The organism is Nocardia sp. NPDC055321 (genome assembly GCF_053645575.1).
This window is the reverse complement of record NZ_JBSHMS010000034.1, coordinates 1-19,143: the sequence shown is the minus strand read 5'-3', so window position 1 is coordinate 19,143 and position 19,143 is coordinate 1. Positions and strand designations below refer to the sequence as shown.

The following is a 19,143-nucleotide window of genomic DNA, read 5'->3' as shown; positions in this document are numbered from 1 at the left end:
GTCGCTCGGAATCCGCCGCGCCGATCGGCTGCGGGCCCGGGCACGTGCGGGCATGCTGTGGCGGTGGCCCCGGCGGTCGGTGCGGGGCGCGGAAGCGTAGGAGTACGACTGTGGGTAGCGGCAACGACGAGCAGCACACCGAGGTCCGGGTCGTGGGCTTCCAGGTGAACACGAAGAACCTCACCCGCGCGCTGGTGACCTCCGAGGGCGAGGCGCACCGGACCGTGGTGCGGGTGCCGCTGCTCGGGCTTATCCGGCGACTGCTGTCCGCCGAGCCGCCGAAGCGGTGATCGTTGCGGCTCGGGTGATCCCGGCCGGTATGGCGTAACCCGCATCCGGCCTGTGAGACGTCCGAGACGAGGTCTGTGGCCGGGGACCGCGAGGACCCGCCCTCCTGTTCGAGGGTGCTGCCTGGGATGGGTTTCTCGCCGGCCCGCGGGGCGGGCGCTCGACCGCTGACGGCCGGTGCGCGGGTGGGTGTTCGCGCCTCGTGCGTTCCCCTCTACCGCACGAGGCGGGCCCCGTCCGAGGTCAGGCAGACACGCTCGGACGGGGCTTCCACCCTGTCGGTCCCGGGGCGTGTGGGGCCGACACCGGGAAACTCTATGCTCGCCGGTAGCTGGCTGACCATGCTCTGTTGTGCCTCCGATGCTGACATCCCGTGCCTGCTCGGTCGCTCGGTTGTTCGGGGTTTGCGCTAACGTTCCCCGCGAGAACGGCACGGGAGGGGTTGTGAGCAGGGCGATGGAACGTACGTATCTGATCGAAATCGATTCGGCGGCAGCGCGAGCGGGGGACCGCGACAGCATCGGCGGATGGCCGGTACTAGACCCCGGACAGCAGGTGCCGGTGTGTGACTGCGGCACCACGATGGCCCTGTACTTCCAGCTCGAAGTCCCCGCCGACGTACCGCATTTCGGCGGCGATCAGCTGCTGGTGTTCCAGTGCCCGGTGGACAGCGATGCCGCGTTCGATCCCGAACCGCAACTGCCCGAGCGGTATTGGGAGACGCCGCTGGCCAACGACTCGCGATTCTGGCGAATCCTGCTCCAGCACGCCGGAACTCCCCGTCCCGACCGCGACCCGTACTTCGCGCCGCGCCGCCTGTCGCTGGCCGCACACGCCGATTGGGATCCGGATCCGGACTACAGCGGTCCGCTCCAGGGCTTCAAAGTCGGCGGCGCAGCGTACTGGGTGCAGGACGCGCCGGCGGTCCGCTGTGCCTGCGGTGCGGACATGACCTTCCTGTGCCAGGTCACCGAGGACTTCGCGTTCCGCGATTACCTCGATCCGGACCCTGCGGAGTCGCTCGCGTGCGACGGCATCGACGACGGCTTGCTGCTGGGCAATCAGGTCTACATTCTCGCCTGCCCGGCGCGTTGCGATCCCGCCGCCGTCGTGCCGGTCTGTCAGAACTGAAGTGCGACAGCGCGTCCCGGTGACATCCGCCGGGACGCGACACCGCTCGATCGCGCCGTCACCCGCGCAGGAACCGCACCGAGGTGTTCCCCTCGTCGGTGACCTCGACCCGGCACCGCACGTGATACACCTCCGCGATCAACTGTTCGGTCAGCACTTCGGGCGGCGTGCCGGTCGCCACGACGCGACCGCGATCCAGGACGATGAGCACATCGCAGAACATGGCGGCCAGGTTCAGATCGTGCAGGGCCAGGATCGCGGTCACCGGCAGCGCGCGCACCAGGGTGAGGATCTCGAGCTGGTGGGCGATGTCGAGGTGGTTGGTCGGCTCGTCCAGCAGTAGTTCGCGCGGCTCCTGGGCCAGGGCGCTCGCGATGAGCGCCCGCTGGCGCTCGCCGCCGGAGAGGGTGTGCCAGCGCCGAGTCGCCTTGTGCGTCAGGCCCGCCGCCTCGAGCGCCCGCTCGACGGCGGAGGTGTCCGCGGCCGAGTCGCCGCCGAAGACCCCGCGATGCGGAATGCGCCCGAGGCGAACCACGTCCAGGACGGTCAGATCCAGATCGGTGTCCGCGTGCTGCCCGACCAGCGCGATGCGCCGCGCGAGCTGCCGCCGCCGAATCTCGTGCAGCTCCGCGTCATCGAGCAGCACCCGCCCGGTATCGGCCCGGTCGAGCCCGGCCAGCAGCCGCAGCAGCGAGGACTTCCCCGAACCGTTCGGCCCGAGCAGCCCCACGGTTGATCCCGGCTTCGGGTCGAGCGTGACCCCGTCCAGCACCAGCCGCCCGGATCGGGTCCAGGACACCTCGAGCGCGCGCAACGTCATTCGACGACCTCCGTCCGTGCGACAGCGCCCGAGCCCGGCGTGATGACGTGCGCACCGCCGGCCCGGCTCATGTGAGCTGCCTGCGCCGACGGGCGAGCAGGACCGCGAAAGCCGGGACACCCAGCAGCGCGGTTACCACGCCGACCGGCACCTCCCGCGCCCCGAAGAGGCTGCGCGCCAGCGTATCCGCCCACACCATGAAGACCGCGCCGGTCAGGATCGTCACCGGGAGCAGGCGGGCGTGGCCGGGGCCGACCAGGAAACGCGCGACGTGCGGCAGCACCAGGCCGACGAAGCCGATCGCGCCGGCCGAACTCACCAGGGTCGCGGTCACCACGGCCGTGACGAGCAGCAGTATCACGCGGGTGCGGCCCACCGCGACACCGAGTCCGGCGGCCGCGTCCGCGCCGAAGGCGAAGGCGTCCAGGGTCGGCGCGTACCAGAGGCAGACCACGCAGCCGACGCCGACCACGACGGCGCAGAGCGTGACATCGGTCCAGCCGGCCCCGGCGAGCGAGCCGAGCAGCCAGAACAGGATGCCGCGGGTCTGCTCGGCATTGGCCGAGGCCAGCACCACCAGCGAGGTCAGGGCCGAGAACAATTGGGTGCAGGCCACACCGGCGAGGATGACCCGGTCCGGGGTGCCGCCCGCGCCGTAGGCCAGGGCCAGCATGAGCGCGAACGACAGCACGGCGCCCAGGAACGCGCCCCCGGACAGGCTCAGCGCGCCCGCGCCGACGCCGAGCACCGCGACCAGCACGGCCCCGGTCGACGCGCCCGAGGACACCCCCAGCACGAAGGGATCCGCGAGCGGATTGCGCAGCAGCGATTGCAGAATCGCCCCGCACAGCGCGAGCCCGGCCCCGCACAGCGCGGCCAGCAGCGCCCGGGGCAGGCGCAACTGCCACACGATGCCGTCGGTCAACCGGCTCGCCCCGGAGGTGCCGAGTCCGAGATGCTGCCCGATCACGCCGTACACATCGCGCAGGGACACGTTCGCCGGGCCGATCGACACCGTGATCGCGATCGAGACGATCAGCAGGACGGCCGACACCGCGCAGATGGGCGCGGCCGCGCGCCGGGCGACGGTCAACGCGCCGCGGTCAGACCGGTGGCCAGCTTCTCGATGGCGTCGATCTCGCGGATGCCGGGATCGAGCTCCGAGCCGGTCATCACCACGTAGCGCTTGTTCCGCACCGCCCGCATCTGCTGGGTCGCCGGATTCGTTTCGAGGAACTCGATTTTCGTGGTGAGCGCGTCGCCGTCGATCCGCTTGCGGCTCAGGTCCGCCAGCACCAGCACCTCGGGATCGGCGGCCACCACCGCCTCCCAGCTGATCTCGGGCCAGTCCTCGCGCTGGTCCGCGAAGACGTTGCGGGCGCCCACCTCGCGGGCGTACATGCCCGGCGCGGAACAGCATCCGGCGATGTAGGGCGTCTTGATGCCGGAGAACCAGAACGCGACGGTCGGCTCGGGCGAGGTCTTCGCGCTCTCGGTGGCGGCCCGGAGCCGGCCGCGCAGCTGATCGACGAGTTGCGCGCCCCGCTCCTGCACGTCGAAGACACGTGCCAGCTCGGTGATCTCCTGGAAGAGGGTGTCGACTTCGAGCGGCGCTGTGCGCGTGACGGTTTCGCCGTCGACGGTCGCCCCGGTGCACACCGACGGCGACTGGTAGGTGGGAATGCCGAGCTGGGCGAACCGCGAGCGCTCGGCGACCACGGCGGGGGTGAAGGTGTGCGCGCTGGCCGAGGTCACGATGTCGGGTTCGGTGGCCAGGACGGCCTCGAGCGAGGGATCGTTGTCGGCCAGCCGGGGCACCTTCGCGTTGTCGGCGGACAGGTTCGGCAGGACCGGGTCGAACCAGGTCGAGGTGCCGACCATTCGATCGGCCAGACCCAGCGACAGCAGAATCTCGGTCGAGGCCTGGTACAGCGAGGCCGCGCGGTCGGGCGCGCGGTCGAAGGTGACCTCGACGCCGCAGTTCTCCAGGGTGAACGGATAGCTCGTCCGGCCGGGCGCGGCGGTGATACCGTCGGTGGTCTCGGCCGCGTCCGAGGAGTTCCCGCACGCGCTCAGCCCGGTGACCAGGCACAGTGCCCCGACCACCGACAGCAGCCGCTTCGCTCGCGTCGTCATCATGCGAAGAACCGTACCAATCGGAATTGTTCGAAAGCCGCAGCGTATCCGGGTGGTGTGCTCGGCGTTCGCGGCGGCCGACGCGTGGGCCGGTCGGCCCGGGTTGCGGTGGGTGAATGGCCGGATCGGCGCGGGTTGCGGTGTCGGAGAACGGGTTCGATGTGATCCCCGGGTGAGTGTGAGGTCGCGCACCTCGGCCCGTCAGGATTTACCTGTTACGGACAGTCTCGATAAACTCCGGTGATTGTTCCGCCAGCCCGCGGAACCCAGGCGTAGAGGAGAACCGGTGGTCGCGAACGTCGCTGAACTGCCGCGCGCTGTCCGTAATCTGTGGTCGGCCTCGTTCGGCGGCGGCATCGAGCCGCCGCGCCCGGCCCCGAGCGTGTCCATCGAACGCCGTCAGCACGCGGATCTGCGCCGCTACGAGACGCCGGAATCCGGCACGCCGCGCGGCATCACCGCCCTGCCGCGCACCGGTCAGCCGGTCCTGCTCGTGCCCCCGCTGGGCTCGACCCCGGCCTGTTTCGACCTGCGTCCGGGCCAGAGCCTCGTCCGGCACCTGATCGCACGGGGCAAACAGCCCTACGTCATCGACTACGGCGAGTTCACCTCCGCGGATCGCGATCTGGGACTGGAGGATTGGACGCACGACATCGTGCCCGAGGCGGTGCGGCGGGTGGCCGCCGAGCACGAGGGCCCGGTGCACCTGATCGGCTGGTCGCTGGGCGGAGTGCTGGCCATGCTGGCCGGGGCCGCGCACGCGGACCTGCCGATCGCCTCGATCACCGCGCTCGCGCCCCCGATCGACCAGCGGCACACCGTCTTCCTCGGCCCGATCCGCCAGGCCGGACGGCTCACCGGCGGCCGCGAGGTCGCGTGGGCCACCAGGCTCATGGGCGGCATTCCCCAGGAGTTCGTGCGCATCGGCTTCCGGATCCAGGCCCTCGAGCGCGAACTGACGCGCCCGCTGTTCCTGGCCCGCAACGCCCACGACGCCGAGGCGCTGGCCCGGATGACGGCCGTGGACCGCTTCACCGCGTCCATGCCGGGCTATCCCGGCCGCTCGTACTGGCAGATCTACCGCAGCCTGATCCTGCGCAACGAACTCGCCGACGGCGTCATCCGGCTGCGCTCGGATCTCACCGTCGAACTCGCCAAGCTCACCTGCCCGGTCCTGCTGATCGGCAGCCGCACCGATGTGCTGGTGCCCGCCGCGGGCGTGCGCCGGGGGCTGGACATCCTCACCGGCTCGCCGGAGGTCCGCTTCACCGAGGTCACCGGCGGCCACCTGGGCCTGGTGGTCGGCCCGGACGCCGCGACCACCACCTGGCCCGCCATCCTCGAATTCCTCGACCGCTGAACAGTTCTCACCCCCTCGATTCCCAACCCCGACGAAGTGGATGAATCATGATCGAGCCCACCACCCTGCTGCTGCCCCTCGGAATCTGGGCCACCCTGCGCGCCGCCGCGGCGCTCGGCGGCGGCGCGGACCTGGACTACCGCCAGCACGAACAGCGCACCGCCTACGCCCAGCGCGAGGTGCGGCGCGATCTGATCGGCGCCCGCGACTGACGGGTCGCGCGGGTGCGCCGAGCGCGTCGGGCCCCGGCGGCGATCTTTCGCGAGCCGGGGCTGTCGCGCGGCGCATGAAGTGCGGCACAACCATTCGCGATACGCGGGCATTCACCCCGTGATTCGGGCAAACCGCGCGGATACCGGCACCCGCCCCGCGTGGTGACACCCATTCCCCGTCGATCGGTGAGAGTGTGCGTGGCATGACGGCTTATCCGACTGAAACGCAATTGCTTTCATTGACGACGGAGGTTGCCGACGCGGTGTCGGATGCGGTGAACGCGCGGGCGGTCGCCGAGTCCGGTATGGATCTACCCCCGTTGGTGTGGGTGTGGCGGCGCGGGGTGTACTCGCTGCCCTACGCCGAACAGCAGGAGACCGAGGAGTTCCGCGGCCGGGTCGCACCGGCCGAACAACCCGAATGGACCGATCGCTACCTGCTGGCCTGGGCGCAGGCGCTGTGCTTGACCGACGCCACCACCGATGTCGAGTCCCAGCACGGCCGGCGCACGTACACCGGTTTCCTCGCGGGCTCGCGCATCCGGATCACCGGCCGCACCGAAATCGCTTACGCGCCGGTGTGATTCGCCTCGGTCCGGCGCCGACGTGCTCGGGGCTGGACCGGCGGGCCTGAGGTCGCGCCGCGGTCGGTGCGGCAGGGCGGGTCGCCGGACCGTCAGGATCGCCGAGATGGTCGAGTCCCTTGTCGAGGGCTCGCCGTCGAACCAGCGGCAACCAGCACCGCTACCCCCGGGAAACCCTGCGCCGGCCGGCCTTCATCCGCATCTCACAGCGATGCCGATGCCTTTCACCGCGTACTACGGCGACAGCGCCGGCCCCGCGGAGTCCGGCCTGGAGATCGTCAACCCGCGCGGGTTAACTACATCGCCGATGCCTCGGCGCTTGGACGTGGCTCGCGCGGGCCCGCGCTGTGGTTCGCCGGGGCGGGTGCGCAATCGACCGCGACCCGCGAACGCGGTACCTGCTACCAAGGGTGGCGGGGTCGGCGTAGCGCCCGGTGGCCGGAGATCGATAGCCGCGGCCGCTGGATCGGCGGGTGCTGGGCCGACTCGCCCGGGCGGCCCGTCGAATCGGAGGACGTCGGCGCCGCCGGGATATCGGGTGGCGCCGCGTGGCGTCTATGCGCTGACGGACGTCGGTTGGTGCCGAATCCACGGGCAAAATCGGGCAAATCGGGCGTGGATTGATCGACCGTCCCGGAGAGTTCGGGTGCGGCGACCCCTGGGCGCGGGATCGGTGGTTACCGACAACCCGATGGTTGCTAGGAGATTGCTCCTGGGAGAGGATGGGTGCGCGGCGCGCTTGCGCCGTGCTCATCCGATTGTGTACGCCGATCCGGTTTCCTAGCTCAGGAGGACGTAGATCTATGGCTTCTACTATTCGGAATCATCGCCGGTCCGCGCTCGTGCTGGCCGCTCTCGGGGCACTCGGGACGGCCGCCGTCATCGGCGCCGGGCCCGCGCTGGCCGAGAACGCCATCGACGTCAGCGGGGTCGGGCCCGCCAACGTGGGCATCGACTACAGCTGTGACGCGAACGCGGGCGTCACCGCCATCAGTGTCCTGGTCGGCGGGCCCAACGCCGAGCAGCCCTCGGCCACCGGCACCGAGACCTCCGTGGTCTGCGACGGCAAGCAGCAGACCACCGTGGTGACGCTCGCCGGCATCAACGGCGCCGACGGCACGCTGAAGGCGGGCGAGCAGGTGCAGGTGCGGGTCGCGCTGGTGGACAAGGCCGAGACCGTGATCACCGGGCAGAACAAGCTCGTCACCCTGGGATAGCAACCCGTCGAACCGACGCGTCGTGCGGCCGCCACATCCGATCCGGGTGTGGCGGCCGCACCCGTCGGACCGGTCAGTGCAGGCGCAGCCACCGCCCGATCGACGGCGTGCCCGCCTCGTCCACCACGAACACCAGGTACCAGCCGGGCGGCGCGAGGGCGGGATTGCCGGGCATGGTCAGGGTGAGCGCGTCGGCGGGACCGCTGAACTCGAGGTCGATCAGCCGCTGCTCGTTGTCGCACGAGTGCGTGCACGCGCCGGGGCGCACGAGGCTCGCCTCGCGGATCGGGCCGCCGGTGGTCGCGACGATCGAACCCCCGTAGGCCGCTTCGTCGGCGGACAGCGTCAGCACCGGGCGCGTCTCGGCGAAAAGGTAGGGCGGCCAGTAGATCTCGATCCGGAGTTCCTCGGTCTTGCGCGCCGGATTGGAGCCCGCGGTGACGACCTTGCCTTCGGGGGTGAGCAGCGCGATCGAGTGGTAGAGGCGCGGGACGCGGCAGGGCGCGGTGTGCATCCAGGAGTCGTCGGCGGGGGAGTAGATCTCGCCGTGCGGCGGGGCGGCGTGCGCCATCTCCTCCATACCCGAACCACCGGTGGCCAGCACGGTCCGATCGGGCAACAGCACCGCGCTCAGGTGCATGCGCGCGTGATCCATGGGCCGCACCGCCTCGTATCGCGGGTGCGCGGCCGAGGTGTCCACGACCCGCGCGTCGGCCAGTGCCGGTGCGGGACTGTGCATGTCGTAGCCACCGCCGCCCAGGATGAGCACACGCTGATCCTGGGCGGGCGGCAGCAGCACGCTGGCGGCCTGATTGCGCGAGCCGGGATCGGTCAGTCCGGGCACCTCGGTGACGGCCCCGGTCGCCGGATCCCACAGCGACGGCCGCACGCCGTTGTTCCCGCCGTACTGTCCGCCGGTGTAGAACAGCCGCCCGTCGGCCAGCAGGACGAGATGGCCGTACATGGGAATCGGGCCGGGAACCGGCAGCGGCGACCAGGTTTCGGTGCCGGCGTCGAACAGTTCCGGCACCACCGACAGGAAGTTGTCGGCCCCGAGCCCGGAGACGGCGACGATGTTGCCGTCCGGCAGCGCCGCCAGCGACGGGTACCAGCGGCCGAAGGTCATGTCCGGCACGGCGTTCCAGGTCAGGTCGGCCGGATCGAAGATCAGCGCGTCGGGCAGGCCGTAGAACGGGTCGTAGTGCCCGGTACCGCCGGCGGCGAGCAACCGGCCGTCGGGCAGGAACGCCTGTCCGACGCAGAACAGATCGATCGGGGTGTCCGGCGCGCTGAACCCCGGATTCGGGTAGTGCCACACGCGGGTCCGGAACCGCTGTGCCGCATGGTGTTCGGGATCGTTGCCGGATCCGGCGAAGAACAGGATGTCGCCGGTGTGCAGCAGCGCGGCGTGCACCGGATTGATCTCGGTGTCGAAATCGAGGATGCGCCACAGCCCGTGGTGCGCGGCGTGCCCGAGATCGGTCTCCAGTTCGAGGGTCCGCAGGTAGCCGGCATTGGGTCCGTCCGGGGCGTCGATCACGCACAGCACGAGTTCCGGGGTCGCGCCGCCGGTGTCGAGCAGAGCCGTTGCCGCGCCCTGGTTCTCGGCGAAACGCCAGGGCGTCGTCGTCCATCCGCTCCAGCCGTCGATCGCGTGCCCGCTGCCGTCCAGGCCCCAGCCGATGGTGTAGACGCCGGTGTTGGGGCCGTCGGGATTGTCGACCGTGAACACCAGCAGTTCCGGTCTGCCGTCGCCGTCCAGATCGGCGGCCGCGATCCCCGCCCCCTGGTTCTGCCACCCGTACCAGTCCGGCACCGCCACCCACGGCGTCCACGCGGCGACCGTCCCGTCCGCGGCCAGGCCCTTGGCCAGGCGGAACTGCCCGGAGTTCTGTCCCGGCGGATTGTCCACGGTCAGCACCACGAGGGTGGCCTGCCCATCGATGATGGTCAGGCAGATGTCGGCGCCCTGGTTCTCCCAGCCGTACCAGTCGGGTACGGGCAGCCACGGCGTCCAGCCGCCGGTGACCGCGCCGTCGGCGGCCAGGTCGCGGCCGATGCGGTAGTAGCCCTGGTTCTGGCCAGGCGGGTTGTCCACGACGAACACCACCAGGTCGAGCGTGCCGTTGCCGCTCAGATCGGCGACGGCGATGCCCGCGCCCTGGTTCTCCCAGCCGAACCAGTCCGGCACCGCCCGCCACGGCCCCCACGCGCGCACCGAACCGTCGGGGCGCAGGCCGGCGCCGATCCGGTAGAGGCCGGCGTTCTGCCCCTCGGGATCATCGACCATGAGCACCACCACGTCGGGCTCGCCGTCGCCGTCGACATCACCGATCGCGATACCGCAGTCCTGGTTCTGCCACGCGAACCACTCCGGAATCGGTACGAATTCTCCCGCCACACTTCGATACTCGCCGATCGCGCGCGATCTCGCCCGTCGACCGGCGAGGTTGTCCGGGGCTGCCCGAACGGTGCGAATCGGACGAGTACATATACCCCTAGGGGGTAGGGGTTTACTTTCGTTCGATTTCGTCGTACGGTCTCCTCGGGAAAGCCCGCGGCACAAGGAGGAGCGATATGAGCGCCGAGACGAGTACGAGCACCTACACCGTTTCCGGAATGTCCTGTGGCGGCTGCGTAGGCAAGGTCAAGAACGAGATCGGGAAGCTCGAAGGCATCGACGGCGTGGACATCGAACTCGCCACCGGCCGGATGACCGTCATCGGCGGCGCGCTCGATGACGACCTGATCCAGAACACCGTCCGAAACCTCGGCTACCAGCTCGTCCAGGACTGATTCCGCCCCGGGCGCCGATGCTCTCGGCGCCCGGGCCGGTGCCACCCTTGCGCCCTGGACGCGATGCGCGGCCCCTTCCCCGAAGGACCGACCCCGATGATTACCGCACTCCTGCGCAATCGTGACTACCTGCGGCTGTTCACCGCCCAGGTGTCCGCCCTGTTCGGCACCGGACTCACCACCGTCGCCCTGGGCCTGCTCGCCTACGAACTCGCCGGGGCGGACGCGACCGCCGTCCTGGGCACCGCCCTGACCATCAAGATGCTGGTCTACGTCACCGTCGCCCCGATCGTGGCCGCCTACGCCGACCGCCTCCCGCGCCGGGGATTCCTGGTCGTGCTCAACGTGATTCGCGCGCTGGTCGTGCTGGCGCTGCCCTTCATCGACCAGGTCTGGCAGATCTACGCGCTCATCGCCGTGCTGCAGACCGCCTCGGCCGCCTTCACCCCCACCTATCAGGCGATCATCCCGGACATCCTGCCGGACGAGCGCGACTACACCCGCGCGCTGTCGGCCGCGCAGCTGGCCGCCACCATGGAGACGCTGCTGAGCCCGATGCTGGCCGCCGCCGCGCTGCTGCTCATGAGCTACCACTGGCTGTTCGTCGGTACGGCGATCGGATTCGTGCTCTCGGCCGCGCTGGTGCTGGCGACCCGGATTCCGAATGCCGGTGCGGTGAGCGCGGGCTCGTTCCGCGAACGCGTCGTGCTCGGCGTGCGCATCTTCGCCGCCACCCCGCGCCTGCGCGGACTCATGGGGCTCAACCTGGTGGTCGCCGCGGCCGGCTCGGTGATCATGGTCAACACCGTCAACTACGTGCGCGACACCCTGGGTGGTACCCAGACCGGGGTGGCGATCCTGCTGGCGGCCAACGGTTTCGGCACCATGCTCAGTGCCCTGGCGCTGCCCCGGGTGCTCGATCGCGTCGACCCGCGCCCGGTCATGCTCACCGGCGCCGCCGTACTGCTCACCGGACTCGGCTCGATCGTGGCGCTCTCGACCGCGCCGACCGGCGAATGGCGCTGGGGCGCGGCGCTGGCCGCGTGGGCGATCGTGGGCGCCGGCACCGCCGCTGTACTGACGCCCACCGGGCAGGTGCTGCGCCGCTCCGCCCAGCCCGCCGATCGGCCCGCGCTGTTCGCCGCCCAGTTCTCGCTCTCGCACGTGGCCTGGCTGATCGCCTACCCGATCGCCGGATGGGTGACCGCGGGCGCCGGTTTCACCGCCGCCCTGGTGACCCTGACCGCGCTCGCGGTGCTGGGAATCGGTGCGGCGGCGGGCATGTGGCCCCGCCACGATCCGGCCGAGATCACCCACCTGCACGCGGAGGGCACGATCGATCCCGCCCGCCTGGTCGACGCCGTCCGGGTGGGGGAAGGTATCTACCAGCACACCCACGCGTTCATCATCGACGCCGAACACCGGCGCTGGCCGCGTGGCCCACTCGCGACAGTCGGGTAGCGCTCGCAACTCGCGGACCCTGCCTGCCTAACGCCCAACGGGAGACGATCCTCGCGGATCGAGATCGCCGCCGGAAGTGATTCCGGCGGCGATCTTTTCGCCGGGTGGGCGCTACGCCGATTCCACGGCGGGCGCGCCCTCGGGCGGCTCGGCCACGGTGCGCTTGGGGCCGGTGAACCAGCGGCGTGCCGAGACGAACCACCACACCGCGATCGCGCCCACCACCCCGACCAGGGTCAGCGGCGCGTAATTGACCGCGGTCCAGGTGAACTCGTCGTTCCACGGGTAGCCGCGGTCGTCCATCGGCAGGATGAACAGCAGGCTGATGAGCACGATCCAGACCAGGGCGACCGCGCCGACCGGGCGATACCAGCGGCCCAGTTGCCAAGGGCCGGTGTGGAATCGGCCGCCGTGCAACTGACGCAGCAGGATCGGGATGCCGTAGGCGATGTACAGGCCGATGGTGGCGACCGAGGTGGCCGCGGCGTAGGCGGTCGGCGCGTTGGCCGCGGGCACCAGCATCGAGGGGATCAGCAGCACGAACGCGAAGAACGAGATGAACAGCACCGCGTTCACCGGCACCTTGCGCGCCGAGAGTCGCGCCCACAGCGCCGAACCCGGCACCGCCCCGTCGCGGGCGAAGGCGAACAGCATCCGCGAGGCCGAGGTGACCGAGGCGTAGCCGCAGAACAACTGGGCGATCGCGGCGATCACCAGCAGCAGCCCGGACCAGAACGGGCTCAGCGCGTTCTCCAGGATGTAGATGACCGGATAGCCGCTGTTGAGCGCCGGATCCAGGGTCTTGTCCAGATCGCGGATCGCGAAGGTCACGGCCAGGATCAGCAGGTAGCCCGCCACCGCCGAGACGATGATCGTGTTGATGATGCCCTTGGCCGCCATCCGCGAGGCGTCGTGCGTCTCCTCGGACATGTGCGCCGAGGCGTCGTACCCGGTGAAGGTGTACTGCGCGTGCAGCAGGCCCAGCAGGAAACTGAAGGCCACCCCGCCGAATCCGACGGCGCTGTTGTCCACGGTCTCGGTGAAGACCCAGCCCACGCTCTGATGGTGTTCGGCGCCGATTCCGAGCACCAGCACGAAGATGGCCACGCCGCCCACGTGCCACCAGGCGGAAATGTTGTTGATGACGGCGGACAGTTGCGGGCCTATCGCGTTCAATATCGCGTGCAGCACCAGAATGGCCGCGAACACCAAAAAGATTGCGGTGCGGTCGGTTCCGATTTCTATGCCGATCACATTGAGCACCGCGGTGGTGAAAATGGCGGCGCCGTAATCGATGGCGGCGGTGACCGCGATCTGCCCGATCAGATTGAACCAGCCGGTGAACCAGCCCCAGATGGGCCCGCCCAGTTCCGACGCCCACCAGTACAGGCCGCCGGAAGTCGGGTAGGCCGAGGCCAATTCGGCCATGGCCAGTCCGACGAACAGCACCATGAGCGAGACCAGCGGCCAGCCCCACGCCATGGTGATCGGCCCGCCGTTGGCCAGGCCGATGCCGTAGCTGGCCAGGCCGCCCGTGAGGATGGACACAATCGTGAAGCTGATGGCGAAGTTCGAGAACCCGGACCAGGATCGGGAAAGTTCCTGTTTGTAGCCGAGTTCGGCGAGGCGGCGTTCATCGTCGGACGGAGGAGAAGTAGCAGTCATTCGTGCTCCCGCGTGAAAACGCCGCTCGCGCACGGCGTTTGCCAGGAGATCAGTGTGCGGTAAGCGCGCCTGTCGCGCACGACAACGTGGAAACTGGTCGGTGTACGAATCGGGCCGCTACGGCGTGCCCGGCCGCCGGCGAGCGCCGGGGCCGAGTTGACGGCGGGGCCATTCGTGTGGAATATGCTTAGGCTAACCTATGCACAAGGAGACTTACCCATGATTCGCAAGTTCCTCGCGGCCTCGATGGCGACCGCCGGGCTGCTGCTGCCCGTGTCCGCCGCCGTGGTGCTCACCGCTCCCGTTGCGATCGCCGCTCCGGCCGCGCCTTCGGCCGGCGAGCTGCAGGGCAAGCTCCAGTCCGCGCTGAACGGCAATGCCTCCGAGCTCGAGTCGGGCAACGCCGCCGGCATCCAGGGCGTCGGCCGCACCATCGCCGCCATCCCCGGCTACAGCTGGGACATCGGCGGCCCGATCTCGGTCGACGGCGACGTGCTGAACGCGAACCTGAACAGCCGCCTCGGCGACCTCAACTACCCGATCCCGGTCACCTGGGTGAACGTCGGCGGCACCTGGAAGTTCTCGGCCGAGTCCGAGCAGCTGCTGATCGGCTACGCCTCGATGGCGGGCTAGTCACCCCACGCATCACCGACAACGGTCGGCGCACTGGAATCCAGTGTCGCCGACCGTTTGTCGTATCGGGGTGTGCGTTCGTACCGAGCCGCGCGGGTGTGCCCCGCGCGGCTCGGCCGTACCGTGCTAGTCCGCGCCCCAGTGCTGTTCCATGATCACGCCCTTGGCGGCGAGCCAGGCCACGGGATCCATCTTGCCGCCGTTCTCGTCCCAGATCTCCAGGTGCAGATGCGGTCCGGTGGACTGGCCGCGGTTGCCGACCGAGGCGATCACATCGCCCGCGTTCACCCGCTGCCCCTCCTGGGCGTAGATGTCGTTCACGTGCCCGTAGACCGCGGTGGTGCCGTCGTCCTGCAGCACGCGCACCCACAGGCCGAAGCCCGAGGCCGGACCGGCTTCGATCACGGTGCCGCCCATGGCCGAGCGAATCGGGGTGCCCAGGGCGTCGGCGATGTCGACGCCGTAATGCATGGAGCCCCAGCGGGTTCCGAAGCCCGAGCTGATCTCGCCGCCGACCGGCAGGACCGCGGGCGCCGAGACCGGCGGCGCCAGCTGGGGAATCGCGGGCAGCTGCGGGATCGCCGGCGCGGCCATCTGCTGGATGTTCTTGATGGCCTGCTCGGCCTGCGCCAGCGGTCCGCGAATCTCCTGGGGCAGATTCGCCAGACCGAAGGGCGCGGTCACCTCGGCAGCCGGGGCGGGCGCGACATCGCTGACGTCGCCCGGGGTTTCGGCGAAGACGGGCGCGGCCGGGGCGGCCGGCGGAGCCAGCTGCGGCACATAGGACGCGACCACGTCGACCGCGACCTGGAAGGGATTGGGCGCGACCGCGACCTCGGCCGCGTCGAGCGTGCCCTTGGCATCGGTCGGCGCGGCGGTCGCGGTGGCGGGGGTGAGCTGGACCGTGGTGGCGAGCAGCGCGCCCGCGGCGACGGCGGCGCCGGACAGGCCGCGCATGCCCCACGGCGAACCGCTGTCGGCGCGGTGACTGACCGCGCCGGCGGTGTCGGCCTCGCCGAGCAGGTCCAGGACGGATAGGGAACCGGGTGTCTCTCGGTGCAGCGGCACGGCACGTCCTCGGTAGATCAGCGAAGTCATCGGGGGGCTCGGCGAACGCCGAATTCGATGTTGGTGTGGTGACGTTTCAGAAACTGTACCCAGGCGTGATCATTCCGTGTCCCTTTCGGTGAAATGCCCGAGCCTATTTTTCCGATGTGCTCTCGGGCCCCGGCCCGCCGCCGGTCCCGGACGCGCCCGAGCGCGGCGGATACCGGCGGGTTGCCGAACGTCCCGGTGACCGGCGTGCCCGAGCCGAGCGGGATCGGCGGCCGCGATCTCACCGTGATTCGACCCGGCGTTATAGCTAATGTGAATGCCCGGCCATTGTTCGGAGTTCGGGAATCCCGCGGGCGGCGTTCACCGATTTCGAGGCGGCTCGACACCCGCGATCGCAACCGGGTGCGGCGAACGCGCGGGATACCTGGAATAGTTGTGTCAGCACGCACAGGACCAAAGCGAAAGCGGGGATGTTGGTGACTTCGACTGATGGTGTGAGCGGGGTAAGCACGGTGAAGGACGCGCCGCCGCCGAACACCCTCGAGCGCGATGTCCAGACCCTGGAAAAGGCGATCTACGAAGTCAAACGAGTGATCGTCGGCCAGGATCGACTGGTCGAACGTTTGCTGGTCGGCGTGCTCGCGCGCGGCCACGTGCTGCTCGAGGGCGTGCCGGGTATCGCCAAGACCCTGGCCGTGGAAACGTTCGCAAAGGTGGTGGGCGGCAGCTTCTCCCGCGTGCAGTTCACCCCCGACCTGGTGCCGACCGACCTCGTCGGCACCCGTATCTACCGGCAGGGGCGCGAGGAGTTCGACACCGAGCTCGGCCCCGTCGTCGCGAACTTCGTCCTCGCGGACGAGATCAACCGCGCGCCGGCCAAGGTGCAGTCGGCGCTGCTCGAGGTCATGGCCGAACGGCACGTGTCCATCGGCGGCAAGACCTACCCGATGCCGAACCCGTTCCTGGTCATGGCGACTCAGAACCCCATCGAGAGCGAGGGCGTGTACCCGCTGCCCGAGGCGCAGCGCGACCGCTTCCTGTTCAAGGTGGTCGTGGACTACCCCTCCGTCGAGGAGGAGCGCGAGATCATCTACCGGATGGGCGTCACCCCGCCGGAGGCCAAGGCGATCCTGTCGCCCGAAGAGGTGGTGCGCCTGCAGAAGCTCGCCGCCAACACCTTCGTGCACCACGCGCTGGTGGACTACGTCGTGCGCGTCATCGCCGCCACCCGCAAGCCCGCCGAGTTCGGCATGCACGATGTCGCCGGGTGGATTTCCTACGGCGCCTCCCCGCGCGCCAGCCTCGGCATCATCGCCGCGGCCCGCGCGGTGGCGCTGATCCGCGGCCGCGACTACGTGGTGCCGCAGGACGTGGTCGAGGTGATCCCGGACGTGCTGCGGCACCGCCTGGTCCTCTCGTACGACGCGCTGGCCGACGAGATCTCGCCCGACGACGTGATCCGCCGCGTGCTGCAGACCGTGGGTCTGCCGCAGGTCGCCCCGCAGGCGGTCGCCCCGGGCGCGAGCGCGCCCGCGCCGATCCCGTCCGCGCCGGCCGCCCCGCACGGCGGTGCGCCGCAGGGTATTCCGCAGCCGCCGCAGCAGAGCATCCCGCAGCCGCCCAACGGTCAAGTGCCCCAGGTCCCCGGCCAGCCCCAGCCTAAGTGAGGCGGGCCTCGGATCCGGTTGCGCCCGTGACGAACTCATCTCCCAGCGGTTCCCCGCACGCCCCGCCGTCGTTCCGGTCGGGCGAGCTGACCGACCCGCACCTGTCGGCCGCGCTCAAGACCCTCGAGCTCACCGTGCGCCGCCGCCTCGACGGCGTCCTGCACGGTGATCACCTGGGCTTGATCCCCGGACCGGGTTCCGACGCCGGCGACGCGCGGATGTACCAGCCGGGCGACGATGTGCGCCAGATGGATTGGTCGGTCACCGCCCGCACCACGCACGCGCACGTGCGCCAGTCGATCGCCGATCGGGAGCTGGAGACCTGGCTGGTGGTGGACCTGTCCGCCAGCCTGGACTTCGGTACCGCGGCCTGTCAGAAGCGCGATCTCGCGGTGGCCGCGGCCGCCGCGGTCACCCATCTGACCAGCGGCGGCGGCAATCGCATCGGCGCGGTGGTCGCCAACGGCGAACAGCTGATCCGCATTCCGGCCCGCAGCGGCCGCGTGCACGCGCAGACCATGCTGCGCAAGATCGCCACCACCCCGCACGCCCGGGACGGGGTCCGCGGGGATCTGGCCGGGGCCATCGAGGCGCTGCGCCGTCCGCAGCGCAAACGCGGTCTGGCCGTGGTCATCTCCGATTTCCTCGGCGAGGTGAACTGGCAGCGTTCGCTGCGCGCCATCTCCGGCCGCCACGATCTGCTGGCGGTCGAGGTGCTGGACCCGCGCGATCTCGAACTGCCCGACATCGGCGATGTCGTGCTGCACGATCCCGAGACCGGCCGCACCCGCGAATTCAGTGTGACCCCCTCCCTGCGTGCGGATTTCGCACGCGCTGCCGAACGGCATCGCGTGCAGGTGGAGACGTCGCTGCGCAGCTGCGGCGCGCCGGTGATGAGCCTGCGCACCGATCGGGACTGGATCGCGGACGTGGTTCGATTCGTATCCACCCGGCGCCACACCTTCGGCGCCCCGACCTCCCGGCTGGTACCGCGACAGTGAGTATTTCAGGCTTCACTTCGTACATTTGGTTCCTGTTCCTCGCGGTGGTCGCGGCCCTCGCGCTGGGTTACGTGCTGGTGCAGCGCTCCCGGTGGCAGCACATGCTGCGCTTCAGCAACATGGAGCAGCTGGAGAAGGTCGCGCCGGCCCGGCCCGGCCCGCAGCGCCACATCCCGATGGCGCTGCTGCTGGTCGCCCTGGTCGCCTTCACCATCGGCGCGGCCGGTCCCACCGAGATCAAGAAGGTGCCGCGCAACCGCGCGACCGTGGTACTGGTGCTGGACGTTTCGCTGTCCATGGAGGCGACCGACGTGCCGCCCAGCCGTTTGCAGGTGGCGCAGGAGGCGGCCAAGGAGTTCGCCGACGGCCTGACCCCCGGCATCAACCTGGGGCTGGTCACCTTCGCCGGCACCGCCTCGGTGCAGATGTCGCCGACCACCAATCGGCAGGCGGTCAAGGCGGCCATCGACTCGATCAAGCTGGCCGAGCGGACCGCGACCGGCGAGGGCATCCTGACCGCCCTGCAGTCCATCGACACTCTGGCCTCGGTGCTGGGCGGCGCGGAGACCCCGCCGCCCGCGCGCGTGGTGCTCATGTCGGACGGTAAGCAGACCGTGCCCGCCGACGATGACGTGGACAATCCGCGGCACGGTTTCACCGCCGCGCGACTGGCCAAGGAGAAGGGGATTCCGGTCTCCACGATCTCCTTCGGCACGAGTTGGGGCACGGTGGAGATTCCGGATCAGGACGGCAAGGGCTCGCAGCGGGTCAAGGTGCCGGTCGACGACGACTCCCTGCGGGAGATCGCCAGGCTCTCGGGCGGCGAGTTCTACACCGCCCAGAGCCTGGAGGAGCTGACCCAGGTCTACGACACCCTCGAGGAGCAGATCGGCTTCGAGACCACCCGCGGCGACGCGTCGCGGCCGTGGATGTTGTTGGCGGGCTTGCTCGTCGCGGCGGGCGTGGGTGTGGGACTGATCCTGCGCCAGCGAATTCCGTAGCGGGATCATCGAACAGTGGCGGCCCCGCGAGTTTATAGGGGGGCGGGCACAGTGGGTTTTAAAGTCGCGGGGGGGGAAAAACAATATAATAAAAAAACGGGGAATAACAAAGAAA

Annotated in this window: 18 protein-coding genes; 12 read left to right on the top strand and 6 right to left on the bottom strand. The window is 70.0% G+C overall.

From position 1 onward, the window contains the following. Positions 1–110 precede the first annotated feature (110 nt). A complete protein-coding gene (locus ACWIGI_RS36255; protein ID WP_454208078.1) occupies positions 111–290 on the top strand; it encodes a hypothetical protein in 180 nt (59 codons plus the stop codon). A 454-nt stretch (positions 291–744) separates the two neighbouring features. Then, a complete protein-coding gene (locus ACWIGI_RS36250; protein ID WP_454208077.1) occupies positions 745–1,419 on the top strand; it encodes a hypothetical protein in 675 nt (224 codons plus the stop codon). Between the two features lie 58 nt (positions 1,420–1,477). Here ACWIGI_RS36250 and ACWIGI_RS36245 read toward each other — a convergent pair whose 3' ends face one another. The 3 genes from ACWIGI_RS36245 to ACWIGI_RS36235 form a co-directional block, all read right to left on the bottom strand. Next, positions 1,478–2,239: an ABC transporter ATP-binding protein gene (locus tag ACWIGI_RS36245; RefSeq protein ID WP_454208076.1), complete on the bottom strand. Its 762-nt coding sequence runs from the start codon at positions 2,237–2,239 to the stop codon at positions 1,478–1,480. A 67-nt stretch (positions 2,240–2,306) separates the two neighbouring features. After that, positions 2,307–3,332 (bottom strand): FecCD family ABC transporter permease, encoded by a 1,026-nt coding sequence (locus ACWIGI_RS36240; protein WP_454208075.1) that lies wholly within the window; start codon positions 3,330–3,332, stop codon positions 2,307–2,309. After that, positions 3,329–4,375 (bottom strand): ABC transporter substrate-binding protein, encoded by a 1,047-nt coding sequence (locus tag ACWIGI_RS36235; protein WP_454208118.1) that lies wholly within the window; start codon positions 4,373–4,375, stop codon positions 3,329–3,331. The genes ACWIGI_RS36240 and ACWIGI_RS36235 overlap by 4 nt, the downstream gene beginning before the upstream one ends. A gap of 286 nt (positions 4,376–4,661) precedes the next feature. On the opposite strand from ACWIGI_RS36235, the gene ACWIGI_RS36230 reads away from it, so the two are divergent. From ACWIGI_RS36230 to ACWIGI_RS36215, 4 genes are all read left to right on the top strand, one after another. Continuing rightward, positions 4,662–5,735 carry an alpha/beta fold hydrolase gene (locus ACWIGI_RS36230; RefSeq protein ID WP_454208074.1) on the top strand — a complete coding sequence of 358 codons (1,074 nt, stop codon included), beginning with the start codon at positions 4,662–4,664 and terminating at the stop codon, positions 5,733–5,735. 47 nt (positions 5,736–5,782) lie between these two features. After that, positions 5,783–5,947 (top strand): hypothetical protein, encoded by a 165-nt coding sequence (locus ACWIGI_RS36225; RefSeq protein WP_454208073.1) that lies wholly within the window; start codon positions 5,783–5,785, stop codon positions 5,945–5,947. Between the two features lie 239 nt (positions 5,948–6,186). Then, positions 6,187–6,531 (top strand): hypothetical protein, encoded by a 345-nt coding sequence (locus ACWIGI_RS36220; protein WP_454208072.1) that lies wholly within the window; start codon positions 6,187–6,189, stop codon positions 6,529–6,531. A gap of 803 nt (positions 6,532–7,334) precedes the next feature. Continuing rightward, positions 7,335–7,748 (top strand): hypothetical protein, encoded by a 414-nt coding sequence (locus ACWIGI_RS36215; protein ID WP_454208071.1) that lies wholly within the window; start codon positions 7,335–7,337, stop codon positions 7,746–7,748. 73 nt (positions 7,749–7,821) lie between these two features. Here the strand turns inward: ACWIGI_RS36215 and ACWIGI_RS36210 are convergent, their stop codons facing one another. Then, positions 7,822–10,149 (bottom strand): galactose oxidase-like domain-containing protein, encoded by a 2,328-nt coding sequence (locus ACWIGI_RS36210; protein ID WP_454208070.1) that lies wholly within the window; start codon positions 10,147–10,149, stop codon positions 7,822–7,824. A 176-nt stretch (positions 10,150–10,325) separates the two neighbouring features. Between ACWIGI_RS36210 and ACWIGI_RS36205 the strand changes: the two genes are divergently transcribed. Continuing rightward, entirely contained in the window at positions 10,326–10,544 is a 219-nt protein-coding gene (locus tag ACWIGI_RS36205; protein ID WP_454208069.1) for a heavy-metal-associated domain-containing protein, read from the top strand. 96 nt (positions 10,545–10,640) lie between these two features. Next, positions 10,641–12,005 (top strand): MFS transporter, encoded by a 1,365-nt coding sequence (locus ACWIGI_RS36200; RefSeq protein WP_454208068.1) that lies wholly within the window; start codon positions 10,641–10,643, stop codon positions 12,003–12,005. Between the two features lie 111 nt (positions 12,006–12,116). Here the strand turns inward: ACWIGI_RS36200 and ACWIGI_RS36195 are convergent, their stop codons facing one another. Beyond that, complete coding sequence (locus ACWIGI_RS36195) at positions 12,117–13,670, bottom strand: amino acid permease (protein WP_454208067.1); 1,554 nt, start codon at positions 13,668–13,670, stop codon at positions 12,117–12,119. Positions 13,671–13,889: 219 nt separating this feature from the next. On the opposite strand from ACWIGI_RS36195, the gene ACWIGI_RS36190 reads away from it, so the two are divergent. After that, positions 13,890–14,303 (top strand): hypothetical protein, encoded by a 414-nt coding sequence (locus ACWIGI_RS36190; RefSeq protein WP_454208066.1) that lies wholly within the window; start codon positions 13,890–13,892, stop codon positions 14,301–14,303. A gap of 126 nt (positions 14,304–14,429) precedes the next feature. Here the strand turns inward: ACWIGI_RS36190 and ACWIGI_RS36185 are convergent, their stop codons facing one another. Beyond that, positions 14,430–15,371: a M23 family metallopeptidase gene (locus ACWIGI_RS36185; RefSeq protein WP_454208065.1), complete on the bottom strand. Its 942-nt coding sequence runs from the start codon at positions 15,369–15,371 to the stop codon at positions 14,430–14,432. Positions 15,372–15,829: 458 nt separating this feature from the next. Between ACWIGI_RS36185 and moxR1 the strand changes: the two genes are divergently transcribed. Genes moxR1 through ACWIGI_RS36170 form a run of 3 tightly spaced genes read left to right on the top strand, consistent with a single transcriptional unit; the run spans position 15,830 to position 19,028 of the window. Beyond that, positions 15,830–17,026, top strand: coding sequence for a chaperone MoxR1 (moxR1, locus tag ACWIGI_RS36180; protein ID WP_454208064.1), 1,197 nt, complete (start codon positions 15,830–15,832; stop codon positions 17,024–17,026). 26 nt (positions 17,027–17,052) lie between these two features. After that, positions 17,053–18,027 (top strand): DUF58 domain-containing protein, encoded by a 975-nt coding sequence (locus ACWIGI_RS36175; protein ID WP_454208063.1) that lies wholly within the window; start codon positions 17,053–17,055, stop codon positions 18,025–18,027. Next, positions 18,024–19,028 carry a VWA domain-containing protein gene (locus ACWIGI_RS36170; RefSeq protein WP_454208062.1) on the top strand — a complete coding sequence of 335 codons (1,005 nt, stop codon included), beginning with the start codon at positions 18,024–18,026 and terminating at the stop codon, positions 19,026–19,028. The genes ACWIGI_RS36175 and ACWIGI_RS36170 overlap by 4 nt, the downstream gene beginning before the upstream one ends. Positions 19,029–19,143 lie beyond the last annotated feature (115 nt).

Coding starts and splice junctions, on each gene's coding strand:
- moxR1 (WP_454208064.1), top strand. CDS start 15,830: ATGTTGGTGACTTCGACTGATGGTGTGAGCGGGGTAAGCACGGTGAAG.
- ACWIGI_RS36195 (WP_454208067.1), bottom strand. CDS start 13,670: ATGACTGCTACTTCTCCTCCGTCCGACGATGAACGCCGCCTCGCCGAA.
- ACWIGI_RS36215 (WP_454208071.1), top strand. CDS start 7,335: ATGGCTTCTACTATTCGGAATCATCGCCGGTCCGCGCTCGTGCTGGCC.
- ACWIGI_RS36190 (WP_454208066.1), top strand. CDS start 13,890: ATGATTCGCAAGTTCCTCGCGGCCTCGATGGCGACCGCCGGGCTGCTG.
- ACWIGI_RS36200 (WP_454208068.1), top strand. CDS start 10,641: ATGATTACCGCACTCCTGCGCAATCGTGACTACCTGCGGCTGTTCACC.
- ACWIGI_RS36205 (WP_454208069.1), top strand. CDS start 10,326: ATGAGCGCCGAGACGAGTACGAGCACCTACACCGTTTCCGGAATGTCC.
- ACWIGI_RS36225 (WP_454208073.1), top strand. CDS start 5,783: ATGATCGAGCCCACCACCCTGCTGCTGCCCCTCGGAATCTGGGCCACC.
- ACWIGI_RS36245 (WP_454208076.1), bottom strand. CDS start 2,239: ATGACGTTGCGCGCGCTCGAGGTGTCCTGGACCCGATCCGGGCGGCTG.
- ACWIGI_RS36235 (WP_454208118.1), bottom strand. CDS start 4,375: ATGACGACGCGAGCGAAGCGGCTGCTGTCGGTGGTCGGGGCACTGTGC.
- ACWIGI_RS36250 (WP_454208077.1), top strand. CDS start 745: ATGGAACGTACGTATCTGATCGAAATCGATTCGGCGGCAGCGCGAGCG.